The following is a 12,073-nucleotide window of genomic DNA, read 5'->3' on the forward strand; positions in this document are numbered from 1 at the left end:
TTCAGCGGATCATGCGGGCGATCGTCTTGGCCGCCGCCGCGCCGTACGGGGGTTTGAGCCCGGCGAGCTTGGCGACATCGAGCTTCGATTGCTTGAAGACGGCACGCGCGTGGCTGAACGTGCGGAAGCCGTCGATGCCGTGATACGCGCCCATGCCGGACGGTCCGCTCCCGCCGAAGGGGAGGTCCTCCATCGAGACGTGGAAGATCACGTCGTCGAGCGTCACGCCGCCCGAGATCGTGCGGTCGAGCACGCGGCGGCGCTCGGCCTCGTCACTGCCGAAATAATAGAGTCCGAGCGGGCGGTCGCGGCGATTCACCTGCGCGATCGCGTCGTCGATGCCGTCGTAGCGGCGGATCGGCAGGACCGGGCCGAAGATCTCTTCCTGCATGACGATCATGTCGTCGGTCGCGTCGCGGACGATGTGCAGCGGCATTTTCCGCGAATTGGCGGCGCCGAAATCCTCGTCGGCGGGGTTCACGACCTCGACCGTGGCGCCCTTCGCGCGGGCGTCGGCGATCCAGTCGGTGAGGCGCTGGTGGTGGCGATCGTTGACCACCGAGGTGTAGTCGGCGTTGGCGAGCAGGGTGGGGTACATCGCGCTGGCCGCGGCCTTGATGCCGTCGACGACCTTGGCCTCGTCCGCCGAGGGGACGAGCATGTAATCGGGCGCGAGGCAGATCTGCCCGGCGTTCATCATCTTGCCGAGCGTGACGCGTTCGGTCGCGCGCGCGATATCCGCCGAGGCGCCGAGGATGACGGGCGACTTGCCGCCGAGTTCGAGCGTGACCGGGGTCAGGTTGTCGGCGGCGGCGTGGAGGATGTGCCGGCCGATCGCAGTCGCGCCGGTGAAGATCAGATGGTCGAACGGCAGCGCGGAAAAGGCCTTACCGACCTCCGCGTCGCCGGACACGATAGCGAGTTCGTCCTGCGCGAAATACTTCGGCGCGATCTCCTCGAACAGCGCGGCGGTGGCGGGGGTGTATTCGCTCGTCTTCGCCATCGCGCGATTGCCCGCGGCGAACACCCCCGCAAGCGGCGCGATCAGCAGGTTCACGGGGAAATTCCACGGCGCGATAATGCCGATCACGCCCTTGGGCTGGTATTCGACCCACGCCTTTGCGCCGAGCAGGCCGAGCGGGAACTGGACCGGGCGGCGGTCGCGTTTCATCCAGCGGTCGAGATGCTTGGCGGCATGCGCGATCGGTGCGAGCGACGCGCCGATATCGGTCATCATCGTCTGCTCGCGGCTACGATGGCCGAAATCCTCCGACACCGCATCGCAGAACCGCGCCGCGTTATCCCGCACCATCGCCGCCGCACGCTTGAGCCGGTCGAGGCGCACCGCCTTGGTTACGGGCATTTCGGCCATGAAAGCTTCGCGCTGCGTCGCGAGGATGGTCTGCATCATATCGGTCAATGGGGGCATCCTCTTGGGAGAGCTCTGACGGGTGAAGCGGTATCAGGTTTGACCAGGCGAAGCGGTTGGTTCGGGAGGTGCATATTGATGCACGAACCTCAAGGAGAAGCCGGTTTCGCCAGCCGCGCGTCGTTTCGGATCGCTGATGGTCTGGTCGAAGAAAAACAGCGTCTCGGTCGTCCTGTCCGGCAGTACACGCTCTTCGCCTATGGCATGAATGTGGATGTCACCCTGATCGCCTTCCATAGGGCGCATCGGCCGGAACCCTCCGATCGCATTTTCGTACGCGTTCGCAATCGCACGATAGGCGTCCATGTTACCGATCTCCGGTGCGTTCCAACGAACGGAGCACGCGTGGAAGGGAGGATATTCGATCCACAGCGTGGCCCCGCCATCGTTCAGGTCCCAGGCGCGTGCCGGATCATCACGCATCGTCACCTTTACTTCGGCCTTGGAGAGTTCGCGGGCGCCACGTGCGATCATCATCGCCTCAACGGCCTTGTCATCTGGAAAGCGGACAAGACAGATGTCTTGGTACAATTTGGTCATCCGCAGGAGGCGTTCGTCTGCCGCCGATGCGACCGGTGCCATCAACAGCGCCAAAAATATCGACATCGTTTCCCCCCGTAGTCGCTTAGCGTCTGCCTCGCCGCGTACGCGTCCCTGAAATATCGCTTCGGATCGACTTTAGTCCACATGTTCCCGCGAATATCGGTAAGCTTTACGCCCCCACCGGCAAATCCCGGAACGCCTGATCCTTGTCGACGCGGATTTCGCCGGGGAGACCTAAGACGCGTTCGGCGATGATGTTCTTGAGGATTTCGTCGGTGCCGCCGGCGATGCGCAGGCCCGGCGCCCACATCGTCGCGGCGTGGAACGCGCCTTTCAGCGGGGTTAGCGCAGGGTCGGATATGATGCCGTATTGATCGCCTGCCTCGACCGCGGTGTTGCCGATCGCCTGCAACTGGTTGGCGGCGACGATCTTGCCGATCGAGCTTTCGGGGCCGGGCACTTGACCTTTCGACAGTGCGGTGATCGTCCGCATCCGGGTGTTGCGCAGGCCCTCAGATTGCACCCACCAGTCGGCGAGCGTCTGGCGAAACGCGGCGTCTTTCAGCAGCGGGCCGTCTGCGCCGTTGGCCTGGGCGGCGAAGGCGAGGATATCCTCGGGGCCGACGCCGCCGCTCGTGCCGATCGCGAGACGCTCGTTCATCAGCGTGAACAGCGCGACTTTCCAGCCGCCGTCGACCGGCCCGAGGCGTTGCGCGTCGGAGATGCGGACGTCCTCGAACCACACTTCGTTGAAACTCGAACCGCCGGACATCTGGTGGATCGGGCGGATCTCGATCCCGGGCGCCTTCAGGTCGAGCCAGAACATCGTCAGGCCCTGATGCTTGGGGACGTCGGGGTTGGTGCGGACGAGGACGATGCCATAGTCGCTGTAATGCGCGCCCGAGGTCCAGACCTTCTGGCCGTTGATCACCCAGTCGTCGCCGTCTCGCACCGCGCGCGTGCGGATCGCGGCGACGTCGGAGCCGCCGGCGGGTTCGGAGAAGAGCTGCGACCAGATCTCGTCGCCGCGCACCGCGGGGCTGACGAAGCGGTGCTTGGTCGCGTCGTCGGCATAGGCCATCACGGTCGGCACGCACATCCCGAGCCCGATCGTGAAATAGCTGCCATCGACCGCGTGTTTCGCCTCTTCCTGGCCGAAGATCACGCTTTCGATCGGCGTGCCACCGCCGCCGCCCCATTCCTGCGGCCAGGTGATGCAGGCGTATCCGCCCGCCGCCTTACGCGCCTGCCAAGCCTTCGCCTTGGCCATGTCGTCGGGGTAGTGGCCGGCGTCGTGCTCGGCGATGTTCGCGTCGAGCCACGTGCGTGCGGCGGCGCGATACGTGGCTTCGGCGTCGCTGTCCTTGAAGTCCATGATCGTCCTTTCAGGCGGCCCAGCTAGGCGGCGTTGCGCATTTCGAGTTGGCCGACGAGGCGTTCGCGCCACGCGGCGGGGCTGCCGGCGACGAGCGCGAGCTGGCGCGAGCGGCGGTAATGGAGGTGGCAGTCGGACTCCCAGGTGAAGCCCATTCCGCCATGCGTCTGGATGTTCTCCTTCGACGCGAACCAATAGGCGTCGGACGCGGCAACGCGCGCGGTGGCGGCGGCGAGCGGCAGTTCGGCGGCGCCTGCATTGAGCGCCCACGCGCCGTAATAGGCGTTCGAGCGCGCGAGTTCGTTCTTGACGTACATGTCGGCGAGCTTGTGCTTGATCGCCTGGTACCCGCCGATCTGGCGGCCGAACGCGTAGCGATCGAGCGCATAGCCCTTTGCCATATCGAGACAGCAATCCGCGCCGCCCAGTTGTTCGAATGCGAGGAGGACGGCCGCGCGATCGAACACCGCCTGCATCGCGGCGATGCCGTCGTCGGTGCCGAGCCTTTCGCAAGGCGCGTCGGTGAAGGTGAGGCGAGCGGCGCTGCGGGTCGGGTCGAGGGTTTCGAGGACTTCTGTGGTAACGCCCGCGCCCTGCTCGACTAGGTAGAGGCCGTCGCGCGCGAGGACGACGATCAGGTCGGCGACGTCGCCGTCGGTGACGGGGATCTTCTCGCCGGTAAGTGTGCCGCCGGAGACGGTGGTGCGGACCGAGCGTGCGGTGACCGGGCCGGCACCTTCCGACGTCGCGAACGCGCCAATGACGTCGCCCGCCGCGATCCTCGGCAACCATCGGACTTTCTGGGTGTCGCTGCCGTAGAGCATCAGCGCTTCGGCGACGAAATAGACGGTCGAGGCGAACGGGATCGGCGCGCAGGCTCGCCCCAGTTCCTCGGCAATCGCGCAAAGTTCGATATGGCCGAGGCCTAGCCCGCCGAACTCCTCGGGGATCGCCGCGCCGAGCCAGCCTTGCGCGGCCACCGCTTTCCAGAGCGTCGCGTCATAGGCTTTGGCGGGATCGTCGAGAACTGCGCGGACGCGGTCGCTGCCGCAATGCGCGCCGAGGAACTTGCGTGCTTCGTCCTTGAGGAATTTCTGGTCGTCGGAATAATCGAAGTTCATGCGGACTCCTTCGAATGCGCCCAATATTCGTCGCGGAGCAGGCGCTTGTAGAGTTTCCCCGTCTCGTGCCGCGGCAGCGTCTCGCGGAAGTCGATCCGGCGCGGCGCTTTCACATGGCTGAGGTTCGCGCGGGCGAAAGCGCTGAGCTCGGCCGCCAGTTGCGTGCGGTCTTCGGTTGGGTCGGCGGGGCAGATTATCGCCACCACCTGCTCACCCATCTCGTCGTCCGGCGCGCCGATCACCGCGACGTCGGCGACCTTCGGGTGCGTGACGAGCAAATTCTCGATCTCGGCGGGATAGATGTTCACGCCGCCCGAGATGATCATGAAGCTCTTGCGGTCGGTGAGGTAGAGATAGCCCTCCTCGTCGAGCCACCCGACGTCGCCGAGCGTCGTCCAGCCATGTGCGTTGGCGGCTTCCGCGGTCTTGGCGGGATCGTTGTGATATTCGAACCCGCCGCCGCCCGCGAAATAGACGTCGCCTTCCGCACGCGGTGGCAACGCGTTGCCATCCTCGTCGCAGATCATCGTCTGCGCGGTCAGGTTGCGGCCGACCGAGCCCTTGTGCGTCAGCCACTCCGTGCTGGAGATTGCGCAGAACCCGTTGCCTTCGGTGCCGGCGTAATATTCGCCGATGATCGGGCCCCACCAGTCGATCATCGCCTGCTTGACCGGGAGCGGGCAGGGGGCTGCGGCGTGCCACACCGCTTTCAGCGACGATACGTCGTAGCGGGCGCGGACTTCGGTCGGCAGTTTGAGCAGGCGGATGAAGTGCGTCGGCACCCATTGCGCATGCGTGACGTGGAACCGTTCGATCGCGGCGAGCGCGGCTTCCGGGTCGAAATGCTCCATCACGACGACGGTGCCGCCGACCTGATGCACCGCCATCGACCAGCGCAACGGCGCGGCGTGATACAGCGGCGCGGGCGAGAGATAGACCATCTCGGGCGTGAACCCGTACAGCCCCTTGCCGAGCATCACGAGCGGCGAGACGTTGGTCCCGAACGGCTCGTCCGACAGTGCGTGCTTGACGCCCTTGGGCTTGCCGGTGGTGCCCGAGGAATAGAGCAGGATGCCGCCGGGTGACGGGTCTGCGATCGGGTTTGGCGGCATCGCGTCGCGCGCGGCTTCGTACGCCGCGTACCCGTCGATCGCGCCGTCGACGACGTAGCGCCGCACGTCGTCGAGCATCGGAACCAGTGCCGCCGCAACCTCGGCGCATCCCTTGCTCACGATCAGCACCCGGCAATCGCCGTCGCGGATGATGTACGCCGCCTCGCCCGCGGTCAGTTTCGACGAGAGGCAGGTGCAGTAGACGCCGGTCCGTTCAGCCGCCCACATCACCTCCAGATAGCGCGGCGAATTGTCCATCAGCACTGCGATGCCGTCGCCGCGCTTCAGCCCCAGCGACCGGAGCAGATGCGCACCCTGGTTCGCGCGTATGTCGAGGTCGCGATACGTCACCGTCTCGCCCGTCGCCGCTATGATGTAGGCGGGCTTGTCGGGCGTCGTCAGCGCATGCGCGACGGGATGCATCAGACGCGCTCGATGATGATCGCCGGGGCCATCCCGCCGCCCGCGCACATCGTCACGAGCCCGCGCTTCAGGTCGCGGCGTTCGAGTTCGTCCAATATCGTCCCGATCAGGATCGCGCCGGTCGCGCCGATCGGATGGCCCAGCGCGATCGAGCCGCCATTGACGTTCACCTTGTCGCGGTCGAGCTTCAGGTCGCGAATGAACTTCTCGGCGACCACCGCGAACGCCTCGTTGATCTCCCACAGGTCGATGTCGTCGACCGTCAACCCGGCCTTCGCCAGCACCTTCCGCGCCGCGGGGACGGGGGCGTTGAGCATCAGCGTCGGATCGTCGCCCATGTTCGCCATCGCGACGATCCGCGCACGGGGTTTCAGCCCGTGCTTGGCGGCGTACTCAGCGCTGGCGAGCAGGATCGCGGCGGCGCCATCGACTACACCGGAGGAATTGCCGGCGTGATGGACGTGCTTGATATCGACGTCGGGATAGCGGCGGTTGATCTGCTTCCGATACGTGGTGCCCTTGTCGTCGAGCGGCACGTCGGCGATCCCGGCGAACGAGGGGCGCAGTGCGGCGAGGCCCTCGGCGGTGGTGTCGGGGCGCGGATATTCGTCTTTCTCCAGCACCAATGCGCCGGTGGCATCGGTGACGGGGACGAGGCTGCGATCGAACCGCCCTTCGGCGATCGCCACCGCGGCGCGGCGCTGGCTTTCGAGCCCGAGCGCTTCGAGCGTTTCGCGGTCGATCCCCTCGATGCTGGCGATCGCATCGGCGCAGATGCCCTGGTTCGACTGCGGATGCGCGGCGTCGAGCCTGGCGTTGCCCGAGCCGATCCCGAGCGGCCGCTTGCCCGCCGCCATGTCGTCCTGCATCATCGTCGTGGTGAGCGACATCATCTCGGTCCCGCCGGCGATGACGAGGTCTTCCATCCCGCTCATGATCTGCGCCGCCGCGAAGTTCACCGCGGTGATCCCGCCGCCGCAGAACCGGTCGAGCGTCGTCCCGCTCGCCTTGACGTCATAGCCCGCATCGAGCGCGGCCATCCGCCCGAGATCGCCGCTTTGCTCGCCACGCTGCGTCGAGGTCGACCAGATGATGTCGTCGACATCGGCGGTATCGAGCTTGTTTCGCTCGGCAATTGCCTTGAGAACGGTCGCGGCGAGATGTTGCGGGTGCATGTGCGCGAGCGCGCCCTTGCCCGTCTTGCCGATCCCGCGCGGGGTACGGACGGCGTCGATGATCAATGCCTCGGCCACACTCTCTCTCCTGTTACACCCGCCGCTTTGGTGCGGTCGTGGTGCCTGATGCCGGATTGCGTCCGGCTTCGTTCCGACGTAACATTCGTTATGGAGAGTGGCTTGTCAAGCACGGTATCGATTGAACACGCCGTTGCACCCCGCGCGGATCTGGCGCCGCGCGACTGGCTGGAGATCGGGCAGGCGTTGCTAAAGAGCGGTGGTCTTCGCGCGCTGAAACTCCGCAGCCTCGCGCAGGCGGCGGGGGCGTCGACCGGCAGTTTCTATCACCATTTCAAGGATTTCGACGGCTATCACGCGGCGCTCGCATCGTATTTTGCGGAGGCGCAGATCGATCCGTTGCTGGCGTCGCTGACCGCATCGGACCTCGCGCCGGTCGAGCGGATCCGCGCGTTCGCCGAGCATGTCCGCGATCACGACATGTCGCAGCTCGCGCTGGCGATGCGCGCCTGGGCGAAGAGCGACGCGCGCGCGGCGGCGGCGATCCGCGAGCATGACGACAAGGTGATGGCGTTCCTCGTCGAGCAACTGACCGCGCACGGTTTCGATTCCGTCGAAGCGGGGATTCGCGGCTATGCGCTGCTCGCCGTGGGCCTGAGCGAAGTGCATCCGGTCGAGGGACTCGATCGCGGCGTGCTGCGCAACGGGTTGCTTACGCTACTGTGCGAGCGCTAGCGTATCGCGGTGATGCGACTCCGAAAAAAAGCGGAGCGTTATGAGGAGGATGCGGGTATGCAGACGTATGACTACGTAATTATCGGCGCGGGCTCTGCCGGCTGCGTGCTCGCCGCGCGGCTGACCGAGGACCCCGATGTGTCGGTGCTGCTGCTCGAGGCGGGCGGGCGCAACGACGGCGTGCTGGTGCGGATGCCCGCGGGCGTCGGGGAGCTGATCAAGAGCAAGAATGCGAGCAACTGGGGCTTCTCGACCGAGCCCGAGCCGCATCTCGACAACCGCCGCCTGTGGTGGCCGCGCGGCAAGGGGCTGGGCGGGAGTTCGTCGATCAACGGCATGATCTACACGCGGGGCCACCCGCAGGATTACGACGAGTGGCGGCAGATGGGCTTGCCCGGCTGGTCGTTCGACGACGTGCTGCCGTATTTCAAGCGGCTCGAAGGGCATCATCGCGGCGAGTGCGATCTGCATGGCGGCGGGGGGCCGCTGACGATCTCCGGCGGAGAGTCCGACAGTCCGTTCTACGACGCATTAGTCGAGGCGGGGCGGCAGGCCGGCTATCCGGTGACCGAGGATTTCAACGGCGCGAGCCAGGAGGGCTTCGGCCGCTACGACCTGACCGTCGCGGACGGCAAGCGCTGGAGCACTGCGGCAGCGTATCTTCGGCCGGTATTGGCGCGGCGTAACCTGACCTGCGTGACGGGAGCGCGGACGACGCGGATCCGGATCGACAAGGGGCGTGCGACCGGCGTTGACTATGTGCTCGACAAGGGCGTGCGGGCAGAGTCGGTGACCGCGACGCGCGAAGTGCTGTTGTGCGCGGGGGCGGTGCAGTCGCCGCAGATCCTCCAACTGTCGGGGATCGGCGATCCGGATCGGCTGACCGCGGCGGGGGTCGGTGTCGTCCATTCGCTGCCCGGTGTCGGCGAGAACCTGCAGGATCATCTCGACGTCGTGATGAACTGGAAATCGAGCGGGCTGCGGACCGGCTATGCGATGACCAAGGGTGTCGGCATGATCGGCGTCGGCCTCAATTACCTGTTGCGCGGCAAGGGGGCAGGGCGGCAGCAATTCCTCGAGGCGGGCGCGTTCGTGTCATCGCGCGAGGGGCTGTCGCGGCCCGACGTACAGATCCACGCGGTGCTCGCGATCATGCGGGACCATGGCAAGGTGAAGGCGACCGAGGACGGCTTCACGCTGCACCTGTGCCAGTTGCGGCCGGAGAGCCGCGGGCGGATCGGGCTGCGCTCGGCCGATCCTTTCGCCGATCCGGTGATCGTCGCGAACTACCTCGCGACGGCGGAGGATCGGCGGGTGATGCGGGCGTGCGTTGGGATCGGTCGTGAGGTCGCGCGGCAGGCGGCGCTCGATCCGTACCGGGCGGGGGAATTGTCGCCGGGTGAGGATGTGCGGACTGACGACGAGATCGACGCCTGGGTCCGACGGACCGCGGAGACGATCTACCACCCGATCGGCACCTGCAAGATGGGCACGGCTGACGACACCATGGCGGTGGTCGACGCGACGCTCGCGGTGCGCGGGTTGGAGGGCCTGCGGGTGGTGGACGCCTCGGTGATGCCGACGCTGATCGGCTCGAACACCAACGCGCCGACGATCATGATCGCGGAGAAGGCGGCGGACATGATCAAGGGGCGGCAATTGGCGCGCGCGGCCTAGCACGGTCGGTATTTGTATCCTCCCCCGCCAGGGGGAGGTGGCACCGCAGGTGACGGAGGGGGAGGACACGGAACAGGCGTTTCCTTTTTCTCCCCCTCCGTCTGGCAAGGGCCAGCCACCTCCCCCTGGCGGGGGAGGACAAGAACTTGACCGCCTAGCCGGCCGCATCCTCACTCATCGCCGTGGGAAAGGTGAGGGCGGATTAGATCACCGAGGCGCCATCCGGATCGCGCCATCGAGCCGCACGTCCTCGCCGTTGAAATACCCGCATTCGATCATCGTCAGCGCGAGTGCCGCAAACTCCTCCGGCCGCCCCAAGCGCTTGGGAAACGGCACCGACGCCGCCAGCGCATCGCGGACCTGTTGCGGCGCGGCGGCCAGCAGCGGCGTATCGAAGATCCCAGGCAGGATCGTGTTCACCCGGATCCCCTCGCTCATCAGGTCGCGCGCGATCGGCAGGGTCATGCCGACCACGCCGGCCTTTGAAGCAGAGTACGCGGCTTGCCCCATCTGGCCGTCCTCGGCCGCGGCGCTGGCCGTGTTAACGATCGCGCCGCGCTCGCCATCCTCGCCGGGTTCCAGCGTCAGCATTCCCGCCGCCGATTTGGCGAGACAGCGGAACGTGCCGACCAGGTTGATCTGGATGATCCGGTCGAACGCATCGAGCGGGAAGTGCTTGATCGAACCGTCCTGCTTCGATCGCCCAGCGGTCTTCGCGGCATTGCCGGTCCCCGCACAATTGACCAGGATCCGCTCTTGCCCATGCGCCGCGCGTGCCGCCGCGAACCCCGCATCGACGCTGTCGTCGGACGTCACGTCGACCTTGCAGAACACCCCGCCGATCTCCGCGGCGAGCGCTTCGCCCTTGTCCGCCTGAAGGTCGAAGATCGCCACCTTCACCCCCTTGGCGGCCAGCGCGCGCGCGGTCGCCGCGCCCAATCCCGACGCGCCGCCGGTCACCACGGCAGCACTGTTTGCGAGGTCCATGCATCTCTCCTGTCAAAGCCCCGGGATCCGCGCCCCGGTTGCAGAACATTAGTTATGCTCGTATTCGCAGCTTGCCAAGCCGGCATGTCGCACGGGGATCCGACGATGACTGAAGCGCTGTTGCAGAACGCCAGCCCGCATTGGTTGCCACGCCAGCCCAAGGGCGCGCTCGATCATATTCCCGGCGACGACGGCCTTCCGCTGTTCGGCAACACCTTCAAGATGCTCGCCGATCCGATCGGGTTTTCGCGCGGCATGGTGGCGCGGTTCGGGCCGGTCTATCGCAACACCGCGCTCGGCGGGACCGGCCTGATGCTGCTCGGCCCCGACGCGAACGAGCTGATCCTGTTCGACCGCGATAAGATCTTTTCGTCCGAACAGGGCTGGGGACCGATCCTCAATTTGCTGTTCCCGCGCGGCCTGATGCTGATGGACTTCGACAAGCATCGCGCCGACCGGAAGACGTTGTCGGTCGCCTTCAAGCCTGAACCGATGCGGCATTACGCGACCGAACTCGATGCGGGAATCGAGGCGGCGATCGGCGGCTGGTCTGGGCAGACATTGCGCTTCTACGACGTGGTGAAAAAGCTCACGCTCGATCTCGCCGCGACCAGTTTCCTGGGCGTGCCGCTCGGGGCGGAGGCCGACCGGATCAACCAGGCGTTCGTCGACGAGGTACAGGCGAGCGTCTCGCCGATCCGCAAGCCCTGGCCCGGCACGCAGATGCGCAAGGGCGTCAAGGCACGCGCCTATCTGCTCGATTTCTTTGAGCGCGAGATCCCCGCGCGACGCGCCGGCAACGGCCAGGATTTCTTCTCGCAGTTCTGCCGCGCGACCGATGACGACGGCGCGCCGCTGACCGCGCTGGCGATCGCCGACCATATGAATTTCCTCATGATGGCGGCGCACGATACCATAACCTCGTCCGCGACCAGCCTGGTCATGCTGCTCGCGCGCAACCCGGACTGGCAGGAGCGGCTGCGCGAGGAAGTCGCCGCTCTCGATCCCGCCGTGCCGCTGACCGAGCAACTCGATCGCCTGATCCTCACCGAATATGCGTTCAAGGAATCGCTGCGGATGATGCCACCCGTCCCGTCGATCCCGCGTCGAGCACTGAAGGCTTTCAGTTTCGGCGGGTATGACATTCCGGCGGGGACCAGCGTCGGCGTCGGCATCACCTTTACGCATCACATGGCCGAATATTGGCCCGATCCCGAGCGGTTCGACCCGCTCCGCTTCACGCCCGAAGCATCGAAGGGCCGCCACCGGTTCGCGTGGGTGCCGTTCGGCGGCGGCGCGCATATGTGCATCGGGCTGCACTTCGCGACGATGCAGATGCGGCTGCTGATCGCACACCTGCTCACGCGCTACCGGATCGAGGCGGCAGCGGGCAGCGGCGACGCGTGGCAGGTCTTCCCGATCCCCCGCCCGAAGGACGGTTTGCCGGTGACGTTCGTACCGCTTGCCTCCACGTAATA

General features: G+C 66.3%; 10 protein-coding genes. 3 read left to right on the forward strand and 7 right to left on the reverse strand.

The window, feature by feature from the left end; genetic code table 11:
• Nucleotide 1 precedes the first annotated feature (1 nt).
• The 6 genes from U1737_RS13820 to U1737_RS13845 form a co-directional block, all read right to left on the reverse strand.
• Nucleotides 2-1,411 (reverse strand): coniferyl aldehyde dehydrogenase, encoded by a 1,410-nt coding sequence (locus tag U1737_RS13820; protein ID WP_443027135.1) that lies wholly within the window; start codon nt 1,409-1,411, stop codon nt 2-4.
• Nucleotides 1,412-1,462: 51 nt separating this feature from the next.
• Nucleotides 1,463-2,035, reverse strand: coding sequence for a hypothetical protein (locus U1737_RS13825; protein ID WP_332797167.1), 573 nt, complete (start codon nt 2,033-2,035; stop codon nt 1,463-1,465).
• Between the two features lie 106 nt (nt 2,036-2,141).
• The gene (locus tag U1737_RS13830) at nt 2,142-3,347 is read right to left on the reverse strand and encodes an acyl-CoA dehydrogenase family protein (protein WP_332797168.1); all 1,206 of its coding nucleotides are present in this window, start codon (nt 3,345-3,347) and stop codon (nt 2,142-2,144) included.
• Nucleotides 3,348-3,370: 23 nt separating this feature from the next.
• On the reverse strand, nt 3,371-4,468 hold the full coding sequence (locus U1737_RS13835) for an acyl-CoA dehydrogenase family protein (protein WP_248523021.1): 1,098 nt from the start codon (nt 4,466-4,468) through the stop codon (nt 3,371-3,373).
• Nucleotides 4,465-6,003 (reverse strand): acyl-CoA synthetase, encoded by a 1,539-nt coding sequence (locus tag U1737_RS13840; protein ID WP_332797169.1) that lies wholly within the window; start codon nt 6,001-6,003, stop codon nt 4,465-4,467. The genes U1737_RS13835 and U1737_RS13840 overlap by 4 nt, the downstream gene beginning before the upstream one ends.
• Nucleotides 6,003-7,256 (reverse strand): acetyl-CoA C-acetyltransferase, encoded by a 1,254-nt coding sequence (locus tag U1737_RS13845; protein WP_248523023.1) that lies wholly within the window; start codon nt 7,254-7,256, stop codon nt 6,003-6,005. Before U1737_RS13845 ends, U1737_RS13840 begins: the two co-directional genes overlap by 1 nt.
• Nucleotides 7,257-7,358: 102 nt before the next feature.
• Between U1737_RS13845 and U1737_RS13850 the strand changes: the two genes are divergently transcribed.
• Both U1737_RS13850 and U1737_RS13855 read left to right on the forward strand, forming a co-directional pair.
• Entirely contained in the window at nt 7,359-7,931 is a 573-nt protein-coding gene (locus tag U1737_RS13850; protein WP_248523024.1) for a TetR/AcrR family transcriptional regulator, read from the forward strand.
• 57 nt (nt 7,932-7,988) lie between these two features.
• The gene (locus U1737_RS13855; RefSeq protein WP_332797170.1) at nt 7,989-9,608 is read left to right on the forward strand and encodes a choline dehydrogenase; all 1,620 of its coding nucleotides are present in this window, start codon (nt 7,989-7,991) and stop codon (nt 9,606-9,608) included.
• A gap of 207 nt (nt 9,609-9,815) precedes the next feature.
• On the opposite strand, the gene U1737_RS13860 is transcribed toward U1737_RS13855, so the two are convergent.
• Nucleotides 9,816-10,595: an SDR family NAD(P)-dependent oxidoreductase gene (locus tag U1737_RS13860; protein ID WP_248523026.1), complete on the reverse strand. Its 780-nt coding sequence runs from the start codon at nt 10,593-10,595 to the stop codon at nt 9,816-9,818.
• Between the two features lie 105 nt (nt 10,596-10,700).
• Here U1737_RS13860 and U1737_RS13865 point away from each other — a divergent pair, with 105 nt between their 5' ends.
• Nucleotides 10,701-12,071: a cytochrome P450 gene (locus U1737_RS13865; RefSeq protein WP_332797171.1), complete on the forward strand. Its 1,371-nt coding sequence runs from the start codon at nt 10,701-10,703 to the stop codon at nt 12,069-12,071.
• Nucleotides 12,072-12,073 lie beyond the last annotated feature (2 nt).

Source organism: Sphingomonas fucosidasi, from assembly GCF_036663855.1.
Lineage (GTDB): Bacteria > Pseudomonadota > Alphaproteobacteria > Sphingomonadales > Sphingomonadaceae > Sphingomonas > Sphingomonas faeni_B.